Below are 24,314 nucleotides of genomic sequence, written 5' to 3'. Positions count from 1 at the left end.
ATTCCTGTAATCTTCAGAAAAACACCGGGCTAACCGGGGCCAATCAGAAAGGTCGGGGAATGAAATACGTCGTCGATACGATCGGCGGTCCCACAGGCGGTGATGCCTGGCAAGCCGCTGTTACCGAAGCCTATTTTCCGCTCGACACCGAGTATCGGAACCGTCGTGAATTTTCAGGCACGCTGGAAACCTTCTCGCTTGGGCTCGTCAGCGTGTCTAAAATGCGCTGCGATGCCGTAAGCTATCGCCGCCATCGCCGCCACTTCCTCAACGAACGTGACGCCAGCCTGCTCATCACCATCCCGGAGATGTCGGAGGTGAATTTCTCGCAAGGGTCGAGGACCGTCAATTGCGGTCCGGGGGGCTTCCTCGTTGAGAGGGGAGATGCGCCTTACGAATTCTGGCACGGTAAGCCAAACGCGCTGTGGGTCCTGAAGGTGCCGTCGTCGAGCGTTCGGGCGCGGATCGGGTCTGCCGAACGGCTCAGTGCGCTCAGTTTCGACGCAACCCAAGGCGTCGCCGCGCTCTTCCTTGACACGGTGCGAACCACGATCGGCCATGTCGATGAGATCACTGAAGTCGCTCGTGAGATGATGGGCAGGCACATCCTGGAAATGCTGTGCCTGTCGATCGTGAGCGACGATCGCGTGCTGGACAGCAGCATCTCGTCGATCCGGGCCGGCCATTTGCATCGTGCCGAGCAGTATATTCGCGACAATCTGAAGAATTCCGGCCTCGGCCCGCAGGCGGTGGCCGATGCCTGCGGGATTTCCCTGCGTTACCTGCAGGTTCTTTTTCAGGACAGCAACCAGTCGATCAACGGCTTCATCCGCGACGCCCGGCTTGAACTTTGCTCCGAGGAACTGATGTCGGTGACCAACATCAGCAGCGTTGCCGAGATTGCTTACCGCTGGGGCTTTGCCGACCAGTCTCAATTCTGCAAGCACTACCGGACGCGGTTCGGTTGCGCACCGACTGATACCCGTCGCGAAGCAGCGAACCGGGCAGGCCGCGCTTCGACCTCAAGAGAGCGGCACTAGACCCGGCGAAATCCGGGCCAATTCCCATAATCTATTGCGACGCCGCCCCGGCAAGGGCGGCGAAAGCCGGGCCTTGCCCGCAAATATCCCGCGAAGGAACTGTCATGAGCAGAATAAGAGTTGCCGTCGATGTCGGAGGGACTTTCACCGACATTTGCATCATGGACGAAGATAGCGGCGCGATCCGCATCGAGAAGACCGCCTCCACGCCTGACGATCCCATGCAGGCGATCATGAATGGCGTGGAGCAGGGCCGCATCGATCTTTCGGAGGTGACGCTGTTCTCTCATGGTACGACGGTCGCCACCAATGCGCTGATCACCCGCCGCCTGCCACGCACCGCAATGGTCTGCACCGAGGGTTTCCGTGATGTTGTCGAGATCCGCCGCGCCAACAAGGAAGACCTCTGGGACACCTACAAGGATGTCGCCAAGCCCTATATCCCGCGCCGCGACCGGCTGACGGTCCGGGAACGGGTCAGTGCCGAGGGCACGATCCTGGAAGCACTGGACGAAGAGGCCGCTCACCGCGTCGCGGAAATTCTCGTGAAACGGCAGGTCAAGTCCATCGCCGTCTGCTTCATGAACTCCTATGTCAACGGCGCCAATGAGCGCCGCATGCGTGAGATTCTGAAGGAGGCCATGCCGGATCTGCCGGTTTCGATCTCCTCGGAGGTGATGCCGGAAATCTTCGAGCACGAGCGTTTTTCCACCACCATGGCCAACGCCGTCTGCGCCCCGGTCGTCGTCGACTACGTGTCGCGTCTCGGAGAAAAGCTTGCCGCGGCCGGATACAAGCGAGATCTCCTGTTGCTGCACAGCGGTGGCGGGGTCATGACACCCGCAAGCGTCAGGGATTTCTCAGCCCGGCTCGCAGGATCGGGCATCGCCGCCGGTGCGATCGCAAGCCGCTTCATCGGAAATCTCTGTGGCTTCCAGAACTCGATCGGCTTCGACATGGGCGGCACCAGCACCGACGTCTCGCTCGCATGGAACGGGGAGTCGCGCATCACAAAAGACTGGTACATCGAATTCGGATATCCGATCCGCTTCCCCTCCATCGAGGTGCTGACCATCGGCGCGGGCGGCGGTTCGTTGGCATGGCAGGACGAGGGCGGCAGCTTGCGCAACGGACCGCAGTCCGCCGGCGCCTTTCCGGGCCCGGCCTGTTACAAGAATGGCAACCGCACCGCCACCAACACTGATGCCAATGTCGTGCTCGGTCGTCTCGGCACCAGCCTTGCGGGCGGCAAGATCACGCTCGACCCCGCTCTGGCCGCCCAGGCGGTTCAGGAGACGGTGGCGGAACCCTTCGGCATGGAACTCCACCAGGCGGCTGAGGCGATCATCGCCGTCGCCAACGCCAATATGGGCAATGCCGTCCGGCTTCTCTCCATCAGCCGGGGCTATGACCCACGAGACTTTGCGCTCGTCGCATTCGGCGGTGCAGGCGCTTTGCACGGAGCGGCCGTGGCGAAGGAGCTTTCGATTCCAACCGTGATCGTGCCGCCCAATCCTGGCGTCACCTCCGCGCTCGGTTGCCTTCTCGTCGACGTGCAGCATGATTTCTCCGAAAGCTTCATGGCCGATGCTTCGACGGTCTCGCCCGCCGAGATGCAGACGGCCTTTGTTCTGATGGAAGAACAGGCGGTTGAGCGCCTGACCCATGAGGGCGTGGCGCGCGAAGACATGGCGCTGCAGCGTACGGTCGAGATGATGTACCAGGGCCAGTGGCGCTCGCTCGCGGTGTCAGCCCCGGCGCGGATCGAGAGCATCTGCTCGCTGATAGAGGCATTCCACAACGAGCACGAACGCGAGTTCAACTACCGCCGCGAAGAGGCGCCGGTGTCGATCTTCCGCATCGCGGTCAAGGCGATCGGCATCGTACCGAAAGCCGAGATGCCGCGGCATGAAGTCTTGCCGCACAAGCCACAGCCGGTCGGCCGCCGCGGCGTCTGGTTCGACGGCGTATCTCATGATGCGGCTGTCTATGAACGCGACCAACTCAGCGCCGGCGCTGCCTTTGCGGGACCCGCCATCGTCGAACAGTTCGATTCCACCACCGTGGTTCCGCCGGGAATGAGCGCCACCGTCGACGACTTCCTGAACATTCTCATCGTGACGAAAGGCTGAGACATGACAAAGCTGATTGAAACGAGCCCTGGCCTCGATCCGGTAACGTTCGAGGTGCTGAAAAACTCCTTCATCACCACCGTCGACCAGATGGCCGAACAGATGCTTCGCACCTGCTATTCCTTCGTCATCTACAACCGAGACTTTTCGAACGCCCTGCACGACGCCGATGGCAACTCCGTTGCCCAGGGCAACTACGACATCGCGGTCCATGTCGGCACACTGCACAACACATGCAAGGAGGTGATCCGGGTCTTCGAAGGCGATATGGCACCCGGTGACGTCTACGCAATCAACGATCCCTATGCCGGCGGTACGCATTTCAGCGATGTTCGGCTCGTCCGACCGATCTTCGATGAAGACAAACTGATCGGCTTCTCCCAGTCGAACGGACACTGGTCGGATCTCGGCGGCTCGGTGCCGGGTTCCTTCGACGTCACCGCCCGCGACATGTTTCGCGAAGGCCTACGGATCACGCCGTTGCGCCTTTTCCAGCGCGGCCGCTTCTGCTCCGACGTCGCCAACATGATCGCGGCCAACACGCGCGATCCCGCGTCGATCATTGGCGACATCCATTCCCAGGCGCAGGCGACGCAGGCCGCCGAGCGCGAACTGTTGCGGCTGGTCAAGAAGTACGGACGCGGCCAGGTCATGCGCGGGATGGAGGAGGTTCAGGACTACGTCGAACGTGCCGTGCGAAAGCGTCTCGCGGAGCTGCCCGACGGCACTTGGGAGACGGTCGACTACATCGACCGGGATCTCGGTGCCGGCGAAGGCATGATCCCGATCCGCATCAAGATGACGATCAAGGGCGACACGATCCACTACGACTTTACGGGAAGCCATTCGACCATTGCCTCGATGTACAATTCCGCCCCGGGCGCGACCTTCTCGGCCGTGGTCGCCGGCATGAAAACCTTCTTTCCGGACCTCCCGCTCAACAGCGGATTTTACCGGATGATCGAGGTGACTGCGCCAAAGAACAGCATCGTCAGTGCGGAATGGCCGGTGGCGGTGACCGGGTTCCTGATGCCGTTCGAAAAGATCATGAACGCGATCTTCGAGATGTGGTCGAAGATCATGCCCGAACGCGCTATCGCCTGCGCCTTCAACCTCGAATATCTGCTGGCCGGGGGACGGGACGCGCGCAAACCCGAAAAGCCGATCTTCATGTTCTACGAATGGCTGCCGGGCGGTTGGGGCGGGCGCAACGGCAAGGATGGTGCCGATGTCACCACCGCCTGCTTCGGAACCGGGTTGATGTCGCAACCGAACGAAGGCAACGAACGGGTGAATCCGACTCGGACGGTCGAGTTCCAGATCAAGCAGGATTCAGCCGGGCCTGGCAAATGGCGGGGCGGCGTCGGCGTGCAGAAGACCTCCTTGCTGCTTGAGGCTGAAAATGCCGTCATGTCCTATATTTGCGACCGCGAGCGCGCTGTCGTCTGGGGTGTCGAAGGAGGCCTGCCGTCGATGCCCCACGGCTTGACCATGAAGCGCGCCGGAGAAGAGACCGAGATCTGGCTCGGCTCCGTATTCTCCGATTACTCCGTCCACACAGGCGACCAGTTCGCTCGTCCGACGGCCGGCGGCGGCGGTTTCGGCGATCCACTGCAGCGCGAGCCCCGCAAGGTGATGGAGGACGTGATCGACGACTACGTGTCTCTGGAGCGCGCCAAGACTGACTACGGCGTGGTGATCCGCGAAATCGACCGCGACCTGTGCCAGTACGAAATCGACGGGACGGCAACCGAAGCCTGCCGTGCCGACATCCGGGCGAAACGGAAGGACTGGGCACGCATGGATCCTGAGGAGGTCGCGCGCAAATATCGCTCCGGCGAGATCGATACGCTCGATGCGGTTCGGCACTATGCCGTGATCCTCGACTGGGAGACTGGCGAACTCCTCCCCAAAACCACCGCCCAGTTCCGTGAGAGCTTTGAGAAACGCACGGTCGCTCACTGGGCCTGAGCGCCAAAGAGCACGCCGCAGAGTTATCTGTTTTTTCGATACGCTACTCAAAGAATTACTATTTCACAGGAGCCTAAAGCTGGAGCAACAATGCTGCAGCGCCGCGAAAGTTGGCTGCTTCCGAGGGGTATGACAGATGGCACCAAGCGTGGAACGATCGTTCACCGCAGCCAGCACACTTGAAGAGGCAATGGCCGCACGCCGGCAAGGCGCGGCGGTGCTTGCCGGCGGCACCTGGATGATGCGTGATCCACGGCGCGGGGTCGACCTTCCCGAGGCGGTGGTCGCACTCCACCGAATACCCGCCTTGTCCAAGGTCGAAATCGAACCGGACCATGTCGTGATCGGCGCAGCCGTTACCCATGCAGTCCTTGGCCGCGCGTTGCACGGGGCAGTGGGCTTCGAAGGTCTGGTTGCCGCGGCGGAGAATGCGGCCAATCCCGGCATCCGAAAGGTCGCCACCGTGGGCGGCAACCTTTGTGCCCTCGACTTTGCCGCCGCCGATCTCGCCCCTGCGCTTCTCGTCTGTGAGGCGGCGGTGGAACTGGAGACGTTCGAAGGCCCAAAACTTCTCGGTATTTCAGATTTCCTCAAAGACAGGCATGCGCTGCTGGCCGAAGCGATTGTGACGAGAATTCATCTGCGCCGCGACCTTGTCGCAAGTGCTCATATCCGCCTGCCGCTTCGGAAAGCCGGCGACTATCCGGTCGCCATCGTCTCGCTTGCGGTAGACAAAGACAAACGATGTCGCATCGCCGTCGGCTCGGTGGAGCCGGTAGCGCGGCGCTGGACGGCGCTCGAACAGGCCATGAGGGCAGGCCCGGCCTATGCGCTCGATCCGGAACGCACCGCCGAGCTTGCACTGGAGCACAATGATTTTCAGGGCCGCGGCGGTAAGGAGGCGGAGGGTTGGTACCGGCGCCAGGTTCTTCCGCCGCTGGTCAAACGCGGTGTTGCCGCACTTCTCAAGACTGGGGGCCTGGCATGACCGTGACATTCCAGCTGAATGGCGAGGACTGCCGCTTTGATGGCGATCCGATGACGCCGCTCGTCGACATCTTGCGGCAGGAACGATTCCTGACGGGGACCAAAGCCGTGTGCCGCGAAGGCTTTTGCGGCGCGTGCACGGTGCATGTCGATGACGAAGCGGTGCCGTCCTGCCTGAAGCCGGTTGGACTGGTCCAGGGATGCGCGGTGACGACCATCGAGGGATTGAGTTTCGGAAGCCAGGCGCTGCACCCGCTCCAGGCCAATTTCGAGGCGGTCGATGCCGTGCAATGCGGCATGTGTTTTCCAGGAATGGTCATGAGCCTTTCGGCGTTCGTGCGTGACAATCCGCATGCGAGCCGTCCCGAAATCAAGGCCGCGATGGCCGGCAACATCTGCCGCTGCACGGGATATGAGCGGATCGTCGACGCCGTGGCCGACTGCCTTGACCAAGCGCGGAAGGCTGGCCAGTTGGTGGGAGGCATACATGTCTGAGCTGTCCGCCACGGTGATGAATCTTCCCCGCCGCGATGCGCAGGACAAGCTGCGCGGGCGGACAAAATACACCAACGACCGGATTCGCCCCGACATGCTGCATGCCGTGCTGCTGCGGTCGACCGTTCCCGCGGGGCGTATCCGCAAGCTCGACGTTTCGGCGGCACTTCGCTGTCCTGGTGTGCGCGCGGTGGCGACCGGCGCCGACGCGCCAGGGCTCTACGGCATCGGCATTGCCGACCATCCGCTCCTGGCCATCGACACGATCCGCTATCACGGTGAACCAATCGCCGTCGTCGCCGCCGAGACGGAGAAGCAGGCGCGGGCGGCACTTGCCGCCATCATGCTCGAGGTCGAGCCGCTGGCACCGGTGCTCACCATGGCCGACGCGCTCCAGCCCGGCGCCCGTCTCGTCCATGAGGGCTGGCGCGGCTACGAGGTGATCACCGAGGGCGGTGCACGTGCCGGCAACATCGCATGGGAGGCAAAATCCAGCCGCGGTGACGTCGATGCGGCCTTCGCCCGTCCCGACATACGCATTGTCGAGAGCAGCTTTACCGTCGGCCGGCAGAGCCATGTGCCCTTCGAACCGCGCGTTGCCATCGGCTCCTGGGAGGACGGCCGTGCTCACATACAGACCTCGACGCAGGTGCCTTGGACCGTGCGCAACGTCACCGGAAGGGTCATGCAGCTTCCGCCCGGGCGTGTGCGGGTCACTGTACCCCCTGTCGGCGGCGGGTTCGGCCTGAAATTCGATGCATCCATCGAGCCTATCACTGCAGTTCTGGCGCGGATGACCGGGCGCACGGTGGTCCTGGAAAATACCCGGCAGGAAGAGATGGCAACCTGCCTCTGCCGCGAGAATGCGGAAATCCGCATCCGGTCCGCTGTCACTGCCGAAGGATACATCGCCGGGCGCGAGGCGGTCGTGCTGATGGACTGCGGTGCGTATGGAGGCGAACAGGTTTTTCTGACGACGATGACGGCGCACACGCTGGGCGGCAATTACAGGGTTGGCGCAACGCGGCTCGTCAGCCGCGCCGTATACACCAACACACCACCCAACGGTGCTTTCCGGGCTTGCAACGGCGTCTACAACACATTCGCTTTGGAGCGACACACCGACGAAATCTGTGATGCGCTAGGCTTCGACCCGATGGAGTTCCGGAAGAAAAATGTCCTGGGAGATGGTGATCTCGGTGCCACGGGCCAGGTTTTCGAGGCCGACGTGCTGGGTCCGATGCTCGATCGCATGGAGACACTGCGCGCCAGTACCGGTACATCAGAGGCCGAGGCCGACGGCAGGCTCTATGGTATTGCAACCACGGTCGGCACATGGTTCGTTTTCGTCGGGCCTTCGGCGGCGACGGTGAATTTGAACGCCGACGGCAGTGCAACACTGGTCACGTCGGGTGTGGAGATCGGATCTGGCACGATGGTGCAATCCCTGCCGCAAATCGTGGCCGGGCAACTCGGCCTCGCTCCCGACCAGGTGATCGTGCGCGAAGCCGACACCGATGCCGCCGGTCTCGATGTCGGCGTTGGCGGCGGACGAACCACCGTGTCCATCGGCGCGGCAAGTGTGGCTGCCTGCGCGGAAGTGCGGGAAAAGCTGCTGCGGACCGCCGGCGAGATGCTCCAGACCCGACCGGAAGACTTGGTGCTGCGGGATGGTCGTGTCGAGATCGCGGGACGTCCCGGCTCCGGCATATCGATCCCCGCTGTCGTCGCCCATGCGCAGGCAACCACCGGCCCGGTCACCGGAAGCGGAGCCTTTACCGCCAGGAACACTCCGGCAATGTCCGGCTGCGCGATGGGGCACTTCATCGATGCGCTCGACATCCCCGTCTTCGTTGTCCACGAGGCCGAGGTGGCGGTTGATCCGGACACCGGTCATGTCGAGGTGCTGGCCTATCGCGTGGTGCAGGATGTCGGCCGCGCACTCAACCCGCGCGCGGTCATGGGCCAGATACAGGGTGGTGTCGTGCAGGGTCTCGGCTACGCCCTGCATGAGGAGGTGACGATCACCGCTGACGGACGTATCGCGCAGGACGATTTCGAGACCTATCGCCTGCCGCTGGCGCAGGACGTGGTTCCGGTCGCCGCCGACCTCTACGAGGGCGCTCCGTCGATGGGGCCTCTAGGCACCAAGGGCGCGGGCGAGGTCCCGATCCTGGCCGTGGGCGCGGCGATCGGCTGCGCTGTGGCACGCGCTATCGGCAAGCCGGTGCGGCAGCTGCCACTGACGCCGCCGCGCGTGCTTCGACTGCTGCACGAGCGCGAACCGCCGCCGGAATTCCCCCACATCGCCCACGGCTGGGCGTCGAACACTCTGGGCTGAGGCAAGCAAACCATGGTCACCCTGAACTGCGACATGGGGGAAAGTTACGGCAACTGGCGTTTCGGCGACGATGCCGGCATCATGCCCCACATCGATTGCGCCAACATCGCATGCGGCTTCCACGCCTCCGATCCATGGACGATGCTGAAGACCGTGCGGCTCGCGCTTTCGCACGGAAAGCAGGTTGGCGCGCATCCGTCCCTTCCCGATCGCGAGGGGTTCGGCCGGCGCGAGATGAAACTTCAGCCCGAGGAACTGACAGCCGCCTTCCTCTACCAAATCGGTGCGCTGACAGGAATGCTGGCCGCCGAGGGCGGGCAGCTCAGCCATGTCAAGCCGCATGGCATCATCTACGGCATGGCCGCGCACGACGTGGACACTGCCCGGGCGATTGCCGCGGCGGTCAAGCCGTTCGGCGTCCCTCTCTTCGGCCTGGCGGGAACCTGTCACGAGACGGCGGCAGCCGAACTCGGCGTCGCCTTCGTGGGCGAGTTCTTTCCCGATCTTGCCTACGCTCCCGGCGGCAGCCTGATCATTCCGCGCGTCCAGTCGGCCATCGACCTGACGCTTGCCGAGCACCGCATGGTGGGGGCGCTTACCCGACGCGAACTCGTCACGACAGACGGTACGATCCGCCCGGTCGACTTCGACACCGTCTGCATCCACTCCGATCCTCCGAATGCGCGCGACGTCGCCGCGCTGATGCGGCGGATCATCGACACCCATTCCAACAGCCTGCCATGATTCATTTCCCGAATCGTGAAAGCTACACGCATGGGATCGAGGACTATCTTGCACTCACCGCCCGAACCATTTCCCCAAGCCGCTGAGGACTTCCATGGATGCGCTTTCCAACTCTCTCGCCGCCGCCGACATCGCCACCTCCATGCACCCCTACACAAACCTGCGTCAGCACGAGGAAACCGGGCCGCTGATCATCAGCCGCGGTGACGGCATCCGTGTGTATGACGAACGCGGCAAGGAATACATCGAAGGGCTCGCCGGGCTGTGGTCGGTGGGCGTCGGCTTTTCGGAAAAGCGGTTGGCCGACGCTGCCTACCAGCAAATGCTGAAGCTGCCCTACTACCACACCTTCTCCTCCAAGGCGCATGAGCCATCCATCCGGCTCGCTGAGAAACTCGTGGAGATGACGCCGGAAAACCTGACGCGTGTCTTCTTCACGTCGTCGGGCTCGGAAGCCAACGACACCATCGTCAAGATGATGTGGTTCATGAACAACGCGCTGGGCCGGCCAAAAAAGAAGAAATTCCTGGCACGGACCAAGGGCTATCACGGCATCACCGTCGCCTCCGGCAGCCTGACGGGCCTGCCGGTCAACCATCGCGACTTCGATCTGCCGGCGATTCCCGTTCGCCATTTGACCTGCCCGCACTTCTATCGCTTCGGCATGGAAGGCGAAGACGAAGCCGCCTTCACGGCGCGTCTGCTCGCCGAGCTGGAAGCGGCGATCGCGGAAGAAGGGGCTGACACCATTGCAGCCTTTATAGGAGAGCCGCTCATGGCAGCCGGCGGCGTTCTGCCGCCGCCGGTCGGGTACTGGGAAGGCGTGGAGAAAATCTGCCGGGCAAATGATATCATCCTGATAGCAGACGAGGTGATCTGTGGTTTCGGGCGGCTTGGTACGCCTTTCGGCGCTCAGAAATACGGCTTCACGCCTGATATCATGACGGTCTCCAAGCAAATCACGTCGTCTTATATGCCGCTTGCCGCCGTCATTTTCTCCGATGCGATCTATCAGGCGATCGCCGACAACACCGCAACGATCGGCAATTTCGGCCACGGCTTCACGGCGTCGGGTCATCCGGTCGCGACGGCGGTGGGTCTCGAAAACCTCGCCATCTTCGAGGAGCGGGACTTGATCGGAAACGCGGCCCGCCTTGAGACGTCGTTCCAGGCCGGCATCCGCTCGTTCGCCGATCACCCGCTTGTCGGCGAAGCGCGGGGCACCGGTCTTATCGGCGCCGTGGAGCTGGTGGCAGACAAGGCGACGAAACGCCCCTTCGGCAAGGTTGGGCGCGCAGGGAGTATCGCAGCGGGAATCGGCCACGAGGAAGGCCTCATCTTCCGCGCCATCGGCGACCAGCTCGCGCTCTGTCCGCCGATGATCTCGACAGAAGACGATGTGAAGGAAATCATGGCGCGCATGGGCCGGACGCTTGAGCGCCTGACCGGTGCGGTTGCCAAGGAGGGGCTTGAATGACCCGCATGAAAGCCGAACCGGTCGTCCATATCGACGACGAACGCTTTCGGGTCACCGAATGGCGCTTTGCCACCGGGGCCGAGACCGGCTGGCACATCCATGGCCATGACTACGTCATCGTGCCGCTTACGGACGGCAAGCTCGGTCTCGAAGGCCCCGACGGCGCGCAGTCGCAAGCCGCTCTCACTCAAGGGGTGCCCTACTCGCGGCGGACGGGTGTGGCCCACAATGTCATCAATGCCGGCGATGCGCCGCTCGCCTTTCTCGAGGTCGAGGTCGTTGAGGCTGGCGATCTCGCAGCCAGGCGGCTCGCCGTGCTCGACCGGTTCCTCGCGGCCTGGAACGCTCGCGACGTGGGCGCGCTGATGGACTGCATGGTTGAGAATTGCGCTTTCCACGGCTCGGCCGGCCCCGATGCCGAAGGGCGCAAGCATGTGGGGCGTGACGCAGTGCGCGTCGCCTATGCAGCGCTGTTCGATGCCTTCCCGAAAGCCGCGTGGATCAGGGGACGGCACATCGTGACGGGCGACACCGGGCTTTCATCATGGCGCTTCGTCGGCACCACGGCAGCGGGGCAGCAAATCGAAGTCGACGGCTGCGATATCTTCGCTTTCTCGGGGGAGCTCATAGCGCTCAAGGATTCCTACCGCAAAGCGCGAGGGTAGCGAAAATCTGGATTCATCGGGCGACAAGGGCGGTCCAAACGGGCCGCCCTCGGTTTTTGCTCAAAGGCAATATCCTCAAAAGACGAAAGGCCCGGTCATCCCAAAGGAACAGGGCCTTCCGCATATGAAGGGCCGGGCTTACCCGGCCCATCTTCTCCTACTTGAGCAAGGCTTCCATCGGTACCGGCTCGGAAATCGTCCAGTTGCCTACAACACCCGGCTTGCCGGCCTTGGTCTCGACGATCAGGTACCGCGTCTGGTTCTGGTGATGCAGTTCCGGCGTGAAGGTACGAGGCCCGAACAGTGTCGGCTCATTCTTCATCTTTTCCAGTTCCGCGACGACCGCGTCGGCATCGGCCGTGCCTGCACGCTCCACCGCCTTGGCCCAGACGTCGACCATGACGTAACCCGGAAAGACATACTGGCTCGAGGGATCGGCGCCTGTCTTCTGCTTGTAGGTGGCATTGAACTTCAGCACGGCCGGATTGGGATCGTCGCCATAGATCGATCCCTGAACGGGGACGTAGAAGTTCGTCAGATCGGGCACAGCCGAGAGCCAATAGCTACCGTCGACGCCCGATCCATTCAGGATCATGGAATTGATACCCGCGGCGCGAAGCTGCTTGATGGCCGAGACGGCGCCCGGCATCATCGTGCAAAGCATGATCGCATCCGGCTCCTTCGGCAGAGACTTGATGCGGGTGATCTGCGCGGCGATGGAGGCATCCTCGTTCTTGAAGGTGTCTTCACCGACAAGCTTCGCGCCCTGGGCTTCGAGCTTCGGCATCATCCAGTCGAAGCCGTCGCAGATGCCCTTGTTGTAGGCCGTCCAGGTATCGAGCAGACGGTAGAAGTCCTTTGCGCCCTTTTCCTTGAATGCCCACTCGGCCATGGTCGCTCCCTGCACGGCCGCCAGCACCGACGCGGAGAAGCTGTGCGGGCCGACACCCTGGATGCCGGCCTTGACCGATTCCGCGCACAGGAAGAAGGAGATACGGCCTGCGTCCTCGGCCGCGAGCGCAGCCGGCGATCCGAAGTCGTAGTCGCAGGACACGACCACGAGATCCGCACCCTGGTCGAGCACGGAGAGGCCAGCCTTGGCGCCTTCGGCCCGGTCGGACTTGGTGTCGGCCTTGACGACCTTGATCTGCTTTCCAAGCAGACCGCCAGCCGCATTGATCTCGTCGATGCGGATCAAAGCCGCCTCCTGGGCAGGCTTGTCATAGGCTTCCATGAAGCCCGACTCCGCAGTGGCGAAGCCGATGACGATAGTCTTGTCATCGGCCAGGGCCGGGTATGCGATGGACATCGAGGCCAGAGCGGTTGCGACAATTCTCATTTTGTATGCCATGCACGTCTCCTTTTTTGTTTTCCGGTCGGGCTTGTGCCGCCGGTCACTTGTTGCGACTGCTGCGAGGTAAGGTGAGTTCGCGGTTGCCCATGAGTCCGGATGGGCGAAGCGCGAGGATCACGATCATGATGACGCCGAGGGCTATTTCCTGAACCCCTTTCGGGAGGGCGAACGTGGACTCGCCGAGCGATACGCCTGCCTCCAGCCAACGCAGCGCCTGGATGAGGGCGGACAGCAGGACGACACCCACCACACCACCCGACAGGCTGCCCATGCCGCCGACGACGAGCATGGAAAGGGTGATGAAGGTGAGACCGAGATAGAATGTATCGGGTGTGACCACGCCGATGGAATGAGCCATCAGCGCACCGCCCAGCCCCATCACCGCGCCTGATACGACGAACGCCACCAGTCTTTCCCTGGGAATGTCGATACCGGAAGCCGCGGCGGCGGTGGGCTCGTCGCGGGCAGCACGAAGGGCTAGGCCAGACCGGGAGATCGCGTGCGCCCAGGCGATGAAGATTGCGACCACGGCGCCGATGAGATACGGCCAGATCACGCGCACGATCGGAATGCCGACGACCGACGAGGTCGCTCCGGTCACGCTCTCCCAGTTGGAATAAATTGTGTTGATCATGGCGAGCATCGCGAAGGTCGCGATCGATGCTGCGATGCCCGATAATCGCATCAGCACCCGCCCGAAGATGAGAGCGGCGAGGGCGGCGAACAATGCCGCCAGCACGGCCGATTGCCAGTAAGGCAATCGGGTCGCCAGCAGCCATTCGGGCAGTCCCGGCAGCGAACCGCGTTTCATCATCGGATTGATGGTGAGCCATGCGGCCGCATAGGCGCCAAGGCAGGTGAAGCCGATATGCCCGAAGCTGAGAACGCCTGAATTTCCGATAAAGATGTATAGGCCCACGACGAGGATGACACGGACGAACACGTCGATCACCGTCTGGTTGAAGGGTCGCGATCCGGTCATCACCGTGATCAGCGCGATGGCCAGCAGCAGCAGAGAAAGCAGGACCGGCGTCAGGATTGTGCGGCGGGCAAGTGCGAAGCGGGCGGGCTTTTGCTTGGCAGCCGCGGCACCGGGAGCGGTAGAGTTGGCTAGGGAGGCGGCGACAGCCATGAAATCAGACCCTTTCCTTGGTGCCGCGCGCGGCAATAAGCCCTTGCGGGCGGAAGAGGAGGACGAGGATGACCGCTCCATAGACAAAGGCATCGCGGAATGGCCGGGCGTCGATGGGCAGCATGACCTGCATGATCACCGAGGCGGCACCCAGCAGGAAGCCGGCGAGCACGGCTCCCCCGAGGCTGCCGAGGCCGCCAATGACGGTGGCGATGAAGGCCATCAACATGATCGAGGCGCCCATCTGGATGTCCAGCGTGCCTGTCTGGGCGCCAAAGATCAGCGCAATGGCGGCGGCCAACGCGCCGGAGAGGGCGAACGCACCCATGATGACCCGGTTCGCACGCACACCCAGCATGCGGGCCATCGAGAAGTTCTCGGCCGCCGCCCGCATCTCCAGGCCGAAGCGAGTTTGACGCAGGAACAATGTCAGGCCGATCAGGATGACCATCGTAGTCACGATCGTTATGAGTTGGAGGAGGGGAAGCCGGGCACCGAGGATCTCCACCGGCTGGGACAGTTCGGGCAGCAGCGAAATCGATTTCGGCCGACTGGAGAACAGCATGAGCAGGAAGTAGCGAATTACGAAACCGAGCGCGAAGGAGGCGATCATCATGGTTGCCGGATTTGCCTGGCGGAACCGCCTGAAGACGACGATTTCGCACAGCACCGACAGCCCGGCCCCGCAGAGGAGGACGAAGGGAACCAGAAGGTACCACGGCAATTGGCCGGCGAAGACGATGGCCATTGCGTCCGTAGACGGCCAGAGCAGCGCGAAGACGCAGAAGGCGATGACGTCGCCATGCGCGAAGTTCACCAGCCGCATGACGCCGAAGATGAGGGCGATGCCGAGCGCTCCGAGCGCGTACAGCGAGCCAAGCGAGAGTGCGTCGAACAGGATCTGAAGCATCTCAATTGTCCTCGTAGCCGAAATAGGCAGCCTGGATCGCCTCGCCGTTGCCGAGCGTCCGCGCGTCGCCATCGAGCACGATCTGTCCGCCACGCATCAGGATCATCCTCCCGCCCACCATCATCGCTCGGGCCGAGCTCTGCTCAACGATCAGGAGCGTGAGCTGGCGCTGCGCACGCAGCGCGATCAGCCGCTCGTAGACCTGGTCGTTGATGTTGGGGGCGAGGCCCAGCGAAGGCTCGTCAATGGCTACAAGCCGCGGATTGGTCATCAGCGCGCGTCCGATGACCAGCATTTGCTGCTGCCCGCCGGACAGCAATCCCGCCTGCCCGTGCCGCCTCTCTTTCAGCATCGGGAAGGTTGCGTAGACGGCTTCGAGTTCGTCGGCCGCTCGGCTGCGCCAGCCGCGTTCGCGGGCGTGCATGCCGGTTCCGACCAGGAGGTTCTCTTCGGTCGTCAGCGAGCCGAAGACATCGCGCCCCTCCGGCACCATGGAGAATCCGAGCCGGGCGATGTTTTCCGGCGCCTGGCCGGTGATCTCATGACCTGCAAGGTCGATCCGGCCGCCCGCCACCGGCGTAACACCGGCGATCGCGCGCAGCAGCGAAGACTTCCCGGCTCCGTTCGGGCCGGTGATGAACAGGATTTCTCCCTCGGCCATGGAGAAGGAGACATTTCGGACCGCCGTGAGACGGCTATAGCGAATAGTGATATCGGAAAGGGCGAGCAGGCTCATTCCATCGCCTCCAGCACAGGCAGGTCGGTGTTCGCGGCAGTGCCCATATAGGCGTGGCGCACCTTCTCGCTGTCGCGGATCGCGGCAGGCGGGCCTTCCTCGATGATCGCTCCGGAATCGAGCACGACGATATGCTGGCAGAGGCCGAGCACCAGCCCGACATTGTGCTCGATGAGCAGGACACCACAGCCGAGATCGGCGGCGATGTGTCTTATCAGGGCCGAAAGCTCCCGCGCCTCCAGTGCGCTCATGCCAGCCGCGGGCTCGTCGAGCAGGATGTATGCGGGCCGTCCCATCAGGGCGCGGCCAATGGCGACGCGGCGCTCGTCCGTATATGGCAACGTTCCGGCGATGCGGGTGCTCAGCGCACCGATGCCTATCCAGTCGAGCATCGCTTCCGCTTCGGCGATGGCAGCGCGCCGGCTCATTCCCAGGCCAACGCCGGTTACCTCCAAATTGTCCAGCACAGGCAAGTCGCGGAAGAGCCGCCCACCCTGGAAGGTGCGGGCGATGCCGCGCCGCCGGACCTGATGCGGCTTGAGACCCGTGAGTGCTGCGCCGTCGAGCTTGATGGTGCCTTCCGTCGGTGCCTGGAAGCCGGTCAGCACGTTGACGAGCGTGGTCTTGCCAGCGCCATTCGGGCCGATGAGGCCACTAATGCGGCCGGGCGTAATTTGGAGGTCTACCGATGACAGGGCCTTCAGCCCCGCAAACGATACCGAGACGTTCTCCGCGCTCAGATGACTCATGACCCTTTCCTTCTTTCTACCGACGGAAAGGCGCGAAGCATCCGGCCTTGCGGCCAGTCACGTTGCAAATGTCTTCCCCTGTCGGTTCCGGCGGTCTCTAGCGGACTGCTCGGATGCCAAATTCACGCCGTTGCCCGGCGTCGTCTTGTCGTTTCGCGCACCGGATTTTGTCTTCCGCCACGCACGGTCGGTTTTGGCCGGCCGATCTCCTCGCCACCGGCTCCTCCGCCGGCATTTTTCCGGCTGACGTCAGCCGGCCAGATGTCCTTCAGCACGCGCCAGCGCGGCGCGCTGTTCGGTTCGCGCAGCAAGCGCGTCTTCCAGCGTCACCGGAACGAAGCGCGCCGGGGTGTGCGGCTGGAGTTGGGCGATAAGGTCCATGTCGGCCGATATCACCACGCCCAGCATCATGTACCCGCCACCCGAAACCGCGTCCCGGTGAAGAACGATCGGCTCCGTGCCACTCGGCACCTGGACGGATCCGTAGGGATAGCAGGCATCGACGATGTTCGAGGGGTCGGAGCCCGCACCGAAAGGCTGCTCGCGCTCGACGAACTCCAGTGGCGTCCCGCCCCGGAAGCGATAGCCGATGCGGTCGGCTTCGGGCGCGACCTTCCAGGTTTCCTCAAAGAACCGATTGCCGGCAGCCTCGGTGATCCGATGCCAGTACATGCCGGGAAGCATTCTGAGTTCCGCCGGACTATTGCCCGCGCGGCGCAGATTTGCAGGCAGTGAAAGACCGGCTTTGCCGGAACCTTCGCCGAGGGGAAGCTCATCACCCGCCTTCAGCGTGCGGCCCTGATGGCCGCCGAGTGCGCCCAGAATGTAAGTCGAGCGCGAACCGAGAACCACGGGTACGTCGATGCCGCCGGAGACGGCCAGATAAGCGCGCGCGCCGCCCTTGAGGAAGCCGAAGGAAAGCCGGTCACCGGCCTTCACCGGAAAACTTTCCCAAGTAGGCCGTTCCTCGCCATTGAGTTTGGGTGGGAGCTCTCCACCCGTGACGGCGACGACCGCGGATTGGGTGAATTCGAGTTCGGGGCCCATGAAGGTGGCTTCGAGCACCGCGGCACCCGGATTGTTGCCGACAAGCAGGTTTGCGATGCGTGTGGCAAAGCGGTCCATGCCGCCGCCTTCGGGAATGCCGACATGATAGTGGCCTGGTCGACCAAGGTCCTGCACGGAAGTGGAGAGGCCGGGAGAGATTACCTTAACGGCCATTGATAAGCTCCATCAGCTTTGCATTGGTGCCGTAAATATCGCTGTTGAAGTCCTTCAGGCTGAAGGTGCACTCGCGAACCGTCGGCTGCCACCGATTGGCTTCAATTTCCTCCAGCGTGGCGTCGTAGTCATCGCGGCCAATGGCCTTGAACTTGACGATGTCGCCTGGCTTGAACAGGCACATGTCATCGGAGAGGTAGCGCACCTTCCTGGTCGGGTCGTAGATCGGGGCCGGGGTTATGCCATACATCTGGTAGCCGCCAGCGCCGCGTACTGAATAGATCGCTGCGAAGCAGCCGCCATGGCCAATGGTGAGCTTGGGAGTGTCGGTGCGTGGACGCAAGTATTTCGGCGCCTGAATCTGTTTCTTGCGCTCAACCATCTGGTACAGGAAGGGCAGTCCGGCGACGAAGCCGACCATCGATACGAACCAGGGCTGGCCGGAATAGGCCTCGATAAATTCTTCCACCGTGGCGTAGCCGTTGATGCGGGCCGAATATTCAAGATCGGTGGAGGAGGGGTCCTGATGGCGCTCGCGGAAGCGCAAGCAGGTTTCACGCGTCCATGGATCCTGGAAATAAACCGGCAGTTCGATGATCCGGGTCTTCAGCACCGGGTCCGCCTTCGAGGCCGCCTCTTCCATCGACTTCAGTTCGCTGAGCAAATCCTGCGGCTTGACGATGTCGGGGTTGAAGCGAATCTGGAAGCTGGCGTTGGCAGGGCAGATCTCGGTGACACCTCGGATGCCTGCCGTACGCACCGCGTTCGTCATCGAAAGGCCGGTAAAGAAGGAGGTGAGCGACATTTCCTCGGACACCTCGCCGAAGATATGTTCGTCACCGCCGAAGTTGAATCGTATCGACATCGGTCCTCCTTAACCCGCCAAAGCTGCGGCGTTTTCGATGAGCCAGCCTTCCAGCCAGCGGGTATGCACGTCTCCCGCCCGCACCGCCGGATCGGCGGCCAGCGCAAGAAACAGCGGCTTGGTGGTCTTGAGCCCGCCGATCTTCAACTCGTTGAGCGCGCGGATCAGGCGCACTATCGCCGCCTCGCGCGTCTCTGCATGCACGATCAGCTTGGCAAGCAGCGAGTCATAAAAGGGCGGCACCTGATAGCCTTGGTAGAGCATCGAATCGAAGCGTACGCCCGGACCGCCGGGAATGCGAAGCTCGGCCACTTGCCCCGGGAATGGAGCGAACTCCTTCGCCGGGTCTTCGGCATTGAGCCGGACTTCGATCGCATGCCCCTTGACGGAGACATCGCCTTGCCGGATCCGCAGCTTCTCGCCGCCGGCGATGCGAAGCATCTCCGCAACGAGGTCGATGCCGGTGATCGCTTCGGTGACCGGGTGCTCGACCTGGATACGGGTGTTCATCTCGATGAAGTAAAAGCGATCTGCTTCATCGTCATAAAGATACTCTACCGTGCCGGCACCAGAGTATTTGACCGCCTTGGCCAAAGCGACCGCCGAAGCGCAGAGCTCCTCGCGCAGCCTGTCTGAAAGTGCGCGCGACGGCGCCTCCTCCCAAACCTTCTGGCGTCGCCGCTGCAGTGAGCACTCCCGCTCGTAGCAGTGGATGGCATCGCTTCCGTCTGCCAGCACCTGCACCTCGATATGGCGGGCCTTGCCGATCACCTTTTCCATGTAGAGGCCACCGTCGCCAAAGGCGGCGAGGGCTTCTGCTTTGGCTTGAGGAAAGGCTTGTTCGAACTCGGCGAGCGAGTTGGCGATGCGGATGCCCCGCCCACCGCCGCCTGCCGCCGCCTTGATCATCACCGGAAAACCGGTTGCGGTCAGCACCTCGTGGCCAGCCTTGAGGCCCTCGACCCGGCCAGCCGAGCCAGGCACCACAGGGACACCTGCAGCGGCGGCGGCGGATCGCGCCGAGACCTTGTCTCCCATCATCCGGATCGCATCTCCTGACGGGCCGACGAAGACCAATCCAGCGCCTGTGACCGCGTCGGAAAACGCGGCATTCTCGGCAAGGAACCCATAGCCTGGATGAACGCTGTCGCAACCGGTGTCGCGGGCAGCCTTCAGAATTGCTTCGACATTGAGATAGGACTTCTTTGCTGCTGGTGGGCCGATGTTGACCGCTTCGTCCGCAAGCTGGACGTGGAGCGACTCGGCGTCTGCGGCCGAATACACCGCCACGGTGGTGATCCCCAAATCTTGCGCGGCCCGGATGATCCTGACCGCTATCTCGCCCCGGTTGGCAACCAGAAGCTTTTTCAGCATCAGTCGAGATCCGCAATAGGTGCGCCGGCCATGATGGGGTCTTCATTGTCGGCAATGAAGCGGATGTTCGTACCGGCCGTCTCGGCCCTCACTTCGTGGAACGACTTCATCACTTCGATGAGACCGATTACGTCTCCGGCGGAAACCGCGTCCCCATCCGCCTTGTAGGGCGGCTGGTCTGGCGAAGCGCTCCGATAGAAGGTGCCGGGAAGAGGCGAAAGAATCTGGGCCATAAAAAGCTCCGGAAAACTGCGGACAGACTAATTTGGAACCGCCCGCGCGGGCGGGTTCGGTCGAGTTCAGTGCCAGGGGGCGATTGCGGTGCGCACGGCTCTGGCTATTTCGATGGCGTTCGGCGTATCGGAATGCACGCAGATGGTTTCGCAGCGTACGGGGAAGAAACTGCCGTCCTCTGCCGTGCCCTCGCCCTCCCTGATGGCGCGTACGCACCGCTCGGCCATCTCTGCGGGGTCCTTGGCGTCATGAACGCGTGTCAAGATCAGCTTGCCGGAGGCATCGTAGTCGAGATCGGCATAGAACTCGGCGACGAATGGGATACCGCGCTCTTGATAAATCTTCTCATGCAGGGTGCCCGTCATGCCGAAGAGGGGTACGCCGAAAACCTCTGCGGCGTCACACACGCCATGGGCGATTGCCTCCTGCTGCATGGCCATGAAGTAAAGGCTGCCATGCGGCTTGATGTGGTGGAGTTCCACACCTTCGGCCTTGAGGAAGCCGGCAAGCGCTCCCACCTGGTAAATGATGGTGTTCCTGACTTCTTCGCGGGTCATCCGCATCTCGCGCCGGCCGAAACCCTGAATGTCGGGCAAGCCTGGATGGGCGCCGATCTTGACGCCACTCGCCTTGGCGCTGCGGACGGCGGCGTGCATGTGATCCGGATCAGAAGCGTGGAAACCACAGGCGACATTGGCAACGTCGATGATGGGCATCATGCCCATATCATCGCCAACCTTGTAGAGGCCAAAGCTTTCGCCCATGTCGCAGTTTAGCGTCACCGCCATCGCATTGTTACCCCTCGAAGCTGCCGTCTTTGCGGCGTTGCAGCATTTTTTGCGCATGCGAAGGCGTTTGTGAAATAGTAGTTTATTGATTGTCATATCAAAAAAACAGATAATGGTTCTGGGCCGGAGCGCACCATGACCATCACCTTGAAACAGCTTGATTATTTTATCGCGACCGCCGAGAGCGGACAGGTCAGTCATGCTGCGGTGGAACTCAACATCTCGCAATCGGCGGTCACTGCGGCGATAAAGACGCTTGAGGCTGACCTGGGCGTACGGCTTTTGGAGCGTAACCACGCTGGCGTAAGATTGACGATGGAGGGCGCGCGGTTTCTTGAACATGCGCGGGTTATCACCGGGGCCGTCGCTGCCGCCGTCCGAAGCCCGTTGCGCGATAGGAAAGGCCTGGCGGGCAAGCTGCGGCTGGGCATGACCTACACGGTCGTCGGCTACTACATGTCGCGCCACTACGCCCGGTTTCGAAAGACCTATCCCGAGATCGAGGTCGAGGTGCTGGAACTGCCCCGAGACGCTCTCGAAAGCGGGTTGATGTGCGGGGACATCGACATGGCCGTGATGCTGGTGTCGAACCTGGAGCACACCAAGGAGTTGGCGCAGGAGGTCTTGATGCGGTCCAACCGCCGGCTCTGGCTTTCGGCTGATCATCACCTGCTCGCGCGACAGGAAATCAGCCTCACCGATGTGGCGGCGGAAGATTATGTCATGCTGACGGTTGACGAGGCACGTACGACGGCCGCCCGTTACTGGGATGCCGCGGGGCTTTCGCTCCGCGCCGTCCTTACCACCAGTTCGGTCGAGGCCGTGCGGTCGCTCGTGGCTGCCGGCATGGGGGTCACTGTCCTGTCCGACATGGTTTACCGCCCCTGGTCCTTGGAGGGGCAGCGCATCGAAGTGCGCGGGCTTGTCGAGCCCATCCCCACTATGGATGTCGGCCTGGCCTGGTCGCGTGACAGATCAATCGAACCGGCAGCGGCGGCCTTCCGGGCCTTCATGTCCGTGACCATGGGCGGCGGCGGCTAACCGCCTGCCGTCAGGCAGGCGCTATGGCACAGGCTTGGAATGGTGGCGACGACGCGGATGCCGAACGGTGCGAGTTCCACGGCCATGGCCCGGGTGGCGGCAATCGCCCAGCCCTTGAAGCATTGCACCAAGTCAAATTCGGGCGAGGCGAGACGCCGCCGTTGGCGATCCGGTCGGACATCTCTTCGTCCATCGTCTCGAGCGCCAGGGCGGCTGGGCCACGCCGGCATTGTTGACCAGTATGTCGAGACCGCCAAAGGCCGAGCGGGCCAGGTCTGCCGCCGATGGCGACCTTGCCAGCAAGTCTCATATCTGCTCCTCCATTGCCGGCACCATCGGGGAAGTCGCGTACATTGCACAGTCCGATTATCTGAACGCCCTTTTAGCTTTCTTTGTTTGAGGTCGACCGGCGTGGGAGGCATAGTCGCCACGGAATTGTGAGGAGGAAGGGATGACGCTGAATTTCGACCCGCGGGCGAAGGCCACGGCGCTCTACCACGGCGAATTCCGGCCGATGTTCGTCGGCGGCAAGTGGGTTCCGGCACGGTCCGGCCAGGAGATGCAGGCGCTCAACCCGGCGACTGGCGAAGTGCTGGCCACCGTGCCGCGTGGCTCGGCGGCCGACGTCGATGCGGCGGTGGCCGCTGCGCGCACGGCTTTCGAAGGGCCATGGTCAAAATTTTCGCCCTATGAGCGGCAGTGCGTGCTTCTGCGCATCGCCGATCTCTTCGAGACCCATTGGGAAGAGCTCAGCGTTTCGGACACTCTCGACATGGGACTGCCGATCACGCGCACGCTCGCCAACCGGCGGCGCGTCATCGGCATGCTGCGCTTCTATGCGGGCATGGCGACCGCGCTGCATGGCGAATCCATAGACAATTCGATCCCTGGCGAGATCGTCAGCTTCACAAGGCGCGAGCCGGTGGGCGTTGTCGGCGCGATCATCCCCTGGAACGCTCCGACCGCCGCTTCGATCTGGAAGATCGCGCCGGCGCTCGCCACCGGCTGCACCATCGTGCTGAAGCCCTCGGAGGATGCCTCGTTGACGCCGTTGCTGATCGCCAGGCTGATGCAGGAAGCCGGCGTTCCCGACGGCGTCGTCAACGTCGTCACCGGCACCGGGGCGGAGGCCGGTGCGTGGCTCGCTAAACATCCCGACGTCAACAAGATCGTCTTCACCGGCTCGACGCTGACCGGCCAGGCCATCGCGCGGGCGGGCGTGATCAACCTCAAGCGCGTTTCCCTGGAACTCGGCGGCAAATCGCCGATCATCGTCTGCCGTGATGCCGACATCGACAAGGCGGTTCCTGTCGCCGCGATGGCGGTGTTCGTGCATTCGGGCCAGATCTGCATCGCCGGATCGCGGCTGTTCGTGGCGCGCGAGATCCATGACGAATTCGTGCGCCGGGTAGCCGAGTTTGCCGGCAGGCTTCGCATCGGCCATGGCATCGAGGCGGAAACCGAAATCGGCCCGCTCATCAATGCCAGGCAGGCCGGCAAGGTGGTGGGCTATATCAAGGCCGGCCGCGACGAAGGCGCGGAACTGATAGCGGGCGGCTCGCGACTGACCGGCGAGATCTACGACGGCGGCAATTTCATCGCGCCGACTGTCTTCGGCGCGGTGTCGGACAAGATGACCATCGCGCGTGAAGAAATCTTCGGTCCGGTGATTTCGGCGATGCCGTTCGACACGCTCGACGAAGCCGTTGCGCGGGCCAATGCGACGCCCTACGGCCTGGCCGCCGGCATTTTCACCCCATCTGGGCACCGCCCACAAGCTCGCCCGCCGCATCAAGGCCGGCTCGGTGTGGGTCAACATGTACCACGCCATCGACCCGGCGGTGCCGTTCGGCGGCATGAAGATGTCCGGCTACGGCCGCGAGGGCGGCATCGAACATCTGCATGAATATCTGGAGACCAAGTCGATCTGGATCCAGACCGACTGAGCGTGCGCTGATATTCAGGTGAGGCCGGCCTGCGAATGACGGCGTCCCGCACCATTCTCGGCGCTCGTGCAAGGTGCCTGTCCGAAGGCGCGATGCTCAGTTTGCCAGTTCG

Annotated in this window: 21 protein-coding genes and 1 pseudogene; 11 read left to right on the top strand and 11 right to left on the bottom strand. The window is 62.8% G+C overall.

Annotation, left to right across the window (positions count from 1 at the left end):
- Window positions 1-59: 59 nt before the first annotated feature.
- The 9 genes from NKI69_RS28515 to NKI69_RS28475 all read left to right on the top strand — a co-directional run bounded on the left by NKI69_RS28515 (window position 60) and on the right by NKI69_RS28475 (window position 11,852).
- Entirely contained in the window at window positions 60-1,040 is a 981-nt protein-coding gene (locus NKI69_RS28515) for an AraC-like ligand-binding domain-containing protein (RefSeq protein WP_023808993.1), read from the top strand.
- Window positions 1,041-1,144: 104 nt separating this feature from the next.
- Entirely contained in the window at window positions 1,145-3,172 is a 2,028-nt protein-coding gene (locus tag NKI69_RS28510; RefSeq protein ID WP_023808992.1) for a hydantoinase/oxoprolinase family protein, read from the top strand.
- A 3-nt stretch (window positions 3,173-3,175) separates the two neighbouring features.
- Window positions 3,176-5,143, top strand: coding sequence for a hydantoinase B/oxoprolinase family protein (locus tag NKI69_RS28505; protein WP_023808991.1), 1,968 nt, complete (start codon window positions 3,176-3,178; stop codon window positions 5,141-5,143).
- A 136-nt stretch (window positions 5,144-5,279) separates the two neighbouring features.
- On the top strand, window positions 5,280-6,131 hold the full coding sequence (locus NKI69_RS28500; RefSeq protein WP_023808990.1) for an FAD binding domain-containing protein: 852 nt from the start codon (window positions 5,280-5,282) through the stop codon (window positions 6,129-6,131).
- Complete coding sequence (locus tag NKI69_RS28495; protein ID WP_023808989.1) at window positions 6,128-6,625, top strand: (2Fe-2S)-binding protein; 498 nt, start codon at window positions 6,128-6,130, stop codon at window positions 6,623-6,625. Before NKI69_RS28500 ends, NKI69_RS28495 begins: the two co-directional genes overlap by 4 nt.
- Window positions 6,618-8,966: a xanthine dehydrogenase family protein molybdopterin-binding subunit gene (locus NKI69_RS28490; protein ID WP_128302551.1), complete on the top strand. Its 2,349-nt coding sequence runs from the start codon at window positions 6,618-6,620 to the stop codon at window positions 8,964-8,966. The genes NKI69_RS28495 and NKI69_RS28490 overlap by 8 nt, the downstream gene beginning before the upstream one ends.
- Before the next feature lie 12 nt (window positions 8,967-8,978).
- Window positions 8,979-9,710, top strand: coding sequence for a LamB/YcsF family protein (locus NKI69_RS28485; protein ID WP_023808987.1), 732 nt, complete (start codon window positions 8,979-8,981; stop codon window positions 9,708-9,710).
- A gap of 94 nt (window positions 9,711-9,804) precedes the next feature.
- Entirely contained in the window at window positions 9,805-11,187 is a 1,383-nt protein-coding gene (locus NKI69_RS28480) for an aspartate aminotransferase family protein (RefSeq protein ID WP_023808986.1), read from the top strand.
- Complete coding sequence (locus tag NKI69_RS28475) at window positions 11,184-11,852, top strand: nuclear transport factor 2 family protein (protein ID WP_023808985.1); 669 nt, start codon at window positions 11,184-11,186, stop codon at window positions 11,850-11,852. Before NKI69_RS28480 ends, NKI69_RS28475 begins: the two co-directional genes overlap by 4 nt.
- A 157-nt stretch (window positions 11,853-12,009) precedes the next feature.
- Here the strand turns inward: NKI69_RS28475 and NKI69_RS28470 are convergent, their stop codons facing one another.
- The 10 genes from NKI69_RS28470 to NKI69_RS28425 form a co-directional block, all read right to left on the bottom strand.
- A complete protein-coding gene (locus NKI69_RS28470; RefSeq protein WP_023808984.1) occupies window positions 12,010-13,203 on the bottom strand; it encodes an ABC transporter substrate-binding protein in 1,194 nt (397 codons plus the stop codon).
- A 43-nt stretch (window positions 13,204-13,246) separates the two neighbouring features.
- The gene (locus NKI69_RS28465; RefSeq protein ID WP_352628436.1) at window positions 13,247-14,338 is read right to left on the bottom strand and encodes a branched-chain amino acid ABC transporter permease; all 1,092 of its coding nucleotides are present in this window, start codon (window positions 14,336-14,338) and stop codon (window positions 13,247-13,249) included.
- Between the two features lie 4 nt (window positions 14,339-14,342).
- Window positions 14,343-15,248, bottom strand: coding sequence for a branched-chain amino acid ABC transporter permease (locus NKI69_RS28460; protein WP_095483664.1), 906 nt, complete (start codon window positions 15,246-15,248; stop codon window positions 14,343-14,345).
- A 1-nt stretch (window position 15,249) separates the two neighbouring features.
- Window positions 15,250-15,984: an ABC transporter ATP-binding protein gene (locus NKI69_RS28455; RefSeq protein WP_023808981.1), complete on the bottom strand. Its 735-nt coding sequence runs from the start codon at window positions 15,982-15,984 to the stop codon at window positions 15,250-15,252.
- On the bottom strand, window positions 15,981-16,733 hold the full coding sequence (locus NKI69_RS28450; RefSeq protein ID WP_023808980.1) for an ABC transporter ATP-binding protein: 753 nt from the start codon (window positions 16,731-16,733) through the stop codon (window positions 15,981-15,983). The genes NKI69_RS28455 and NKI69_RS28450 overlap by 4 nt, the downstream gene beginning before the upstream one ends.
- Before the next feature lie 249 nt (window positions 16,734-16,982).
- Complete coding sequence (locus NKI69_RS28445; RefSeq protein ID WP_023808979.1) at window positions 16,983-17,954, bottom strand: 5-oxoprolinase subunit C family protein; 972 nt, start codon at window positions 17,952-17,954, stop codon at window positions 16,983-16,985.
- Window positions 17,944-18,819 carry a 5-oxoprolinase subunit B family protein gene (locus NKI69_RS28440; protein ID WP_128302548.1) on the bottom strand — a complete coding sequence of 292 codons (876 nt, stop codon included), beginning with the start codon at window positions 18,817-18,819 and terminating at the stop codon, window positions 17,944-17,946. Before NKI69_RS28440 ends, NKI69_RS28445 begins: the two co-directional genes overlap by 11 nt.
- A gap of 9 nt (window positions 18,820-18,828) precedes the next feature.
- Entirely contained in the window at window positions 18,829-20,193 is a 1,365-nt protein-coding gene (locus NKI69_RS28435) for an acetyl-CoA carboxylase biotin carboxylase subunit (RefSeq protein WP_128302547.1), read from the bottom strand.
- Window positions 20,193-20,426 carry an acetyl-CoA carboxylase gene (locus NKI69_RS28430; protein WP_013533152.1) on the bottom strand — a complete coding sequence of 78 codons (234 nt, stop codon included), beginning with the start codon at window positions 20,424-20,426 and terminating at the stop codon, window positions 20,193-20,195. The genes NKI69_RS28435 and NKI69_RS28430 overlap by 1 nt, the downstream gene beginning before the upstream one ends.
- Before the next feature lie 66 nt (window positions 20,427-20,492).
- Window positions 20,493-21,215 (bottom strand): LamB/YcsF family protein, encoded by a 723-nt coding sequence (locus tag NKI69_RS28425; protein WP_127255327.1) that lies wholly within the window; start codon window positions 21,213-21,215, stop codon window positions 20,493-20,495.
- A gap of 135 nt (window positions 21,216-21,350) precedes the next feature.
- Between NKI69_RS28425 and NKI69_RS28420 the strand changes: the two genes are divergently transcribed.
- On the top strand, window positions 21,351-22,256 hold the full coding sequence (locus NKI69_RS28420) for a LysR family transcriptional regulator (protein WP_127294331.1): 906 nt from the start codon (window positions 21,351-21,353) through the stop codon (window positions 22,254-22,256).
- Here NKI69_RS28420 and NKI69_RS28415 read toward each other — a convergent pair.
- Window positions 22,253-22,387, bottom strand: coding sequence for a hypothetical protein (locus NKI69_RS28415; RefSeq protein WP_281040467.1), 135 nt, complete (start codon window positions 22,385-22,387; stop codon window positions 22,253-22,255). The two genes, NKI69_RS28420 and NKI69_RS28415, sit on opposite strands and share 4 nt — an antisense overlap.
- A 320-nt stretch (window positions 22,388-22,707) precedes the next feature.
- Here NKI69_RS28415 and NKI69_RS28410 point away from each other — a divergent pair.
- A pseudogene (locus NKI69_RS28410) lies at window positions 22,708-24,202 on the top strand (aldehyde dehydrogenase family protein).
- Window positions 24,203-24,314 lie beyond the last annotated feature (112 nt).

Origin of the sequence: Mesorhizobium sp. M0491, assembly GCF_040321265.1 — a bacterium.
Lineage (GTDB): Bacteria > Pseudomonadota > Alphaproteobacteria > Rhizobiales > Rhizobiaceae > Mesorhizobium.
This window is presented reverse-complemented; position numbering and strand designations above follow the sequence as displayed.

Bases quoted from the DNA above. Each gene is read 5' to 3' on its own strand.
- NKI69_RS28430 (WP_013533152.1), bottom strand. From the start codon at position 20,426: ATGGCCCAGATTCTTTCGCCTCTTCCCGGCACCTTCTATCGGAGCGCT.
- NKI69_RS28440 (WP_128302548.1), bottom strand. From the start codon at position 18,819: ATGTCGATACGATTCAACTTCGGCGGTGACGAACATATCTTCGGCGAG.
- NKI69_RS28500 (WP_023808990.1), top strand. From the start codon at position 5,280: ATGGCACCAAGCGTGGAACGATCGTTCACCGCAGCCAGCACACTTGAA.
- NKI69_RS28445 (WP_023808979.1), bottom strand. From the start codon at position 17,954: ATGGCCGTTAAGGTAATCTCTCCCGGCCTCTCCACTTCCGTGCAGGAC.
- NKI69_RS28450 (WP_023808980.1), bottom strand. From the start codon at position 16,733: ATGAGTCATCTGAGCGCGGAGAACGTCTCGGTATCGTTTGCGGGGCTG.
- NKI69_RS28490 (WP_128302551.1), top strand. From the start codon at position 6,618: ATGTCTGAGCTGTCCGCCACGGTGATGAATCTTCCCCGCCGCGATGCG.
- NKI69_RS28465 (WP_352628436.1), bottom strand. From the start codon at position 14,338: ATGGCTGTCGCCGCCTCCCTAGCCAACTCTACCGCTCCCGGTGCCGCG.
- NKI69_RS28515 (WP_023808993.1), top strand. From the start codon at position 60: ATGAAATACGTCGTCGATACGATCGGCGGTCCCACAGGCGGTGATGCC.
- NKI69_RS28420 (WP_127294331.1), top strand. From the start codon at position 21,351: ATGACCATCACCTTGAAACAGCTTGATTATTTTATCGCGACCGCCGAG.
- NKI69_RS28475 (WP_023808985.1), top strand. From the start codon at position 11,184: ATGACCCGCATGAAAGCCGAACCGGTCGTCCATATCGACGACGAACGC.
- NKI69_RS28505 (WP_023808991.1), top strand. From the start codon at position 3,176: ATGACAAAGCTGATTGAAACGAGCCCTGGCCTCGATCCGGTAACGTTC.
- NKI69_RS28470 (WP_023808984.1), bottom strand. From the start codon at position 13,203: ATGGCATACAAAATGAGAATTGTCGCAACCGCTCTGGCCTCGATGTCC.
- NKI69_RS28485 (WP_023808987.1), top strand. From the start codon at position 8,979: ATGGTCACCCTGAACTGCGACATGGGGGAAAGTTACGGCAACTGGCGT.
- NKI69_RS28460 (WP_095483664.1), bottom strand. From the start codon at position 15,248: ATGCTTCAGATCCTGTTCGACGCACTCTCGCTTGGCTCGCTGTACGCG.
- NKI69_RS28495 (WP_023808989.1), top strand. From the start codon at position 6,128: ATGACCGTGACATTCCAGCTGAATGGCGAGGACTGCCGCTTTGATGGC.
- NKI69_RS28510 (WP_023808992.1), top strand. From the start codon at position 1,145: ATGAGCAGAATAAGAGTTGCCGTCGATGTCGGAGGGACTTTCACCGAC.
- NKI69_RS28425 (WP_127255327.1), bottom strand. From the start codon at position 21,215: ATGGCGGTGACGCTAAACTGCGACATGGGCGAAAGCTTTGGCCTCTAC.
- NKI69_RS28455 (WP_023808981.1), bottom strand. From the start codon at position 15,984: ATGAGCCTGCTCGCCCTTTCCGATATCACTATTCGCTATAGCCGTCTC.
- NKI69_RS28435 (WP_128302547.1), bottom strand. From the start codon at position 20,193: ATGCTGAAAAAGCTTCTGGTTGCCAACCGGGGCGAGATAGCGGTCAGG.
- NKI69_RS28480 (WP_023808986.1), top strand. From the start codon at position 9,805: ATGGATGCGCTTTCCAACTCTCTCGCCGCCGCCGACATCGCCACCTCC.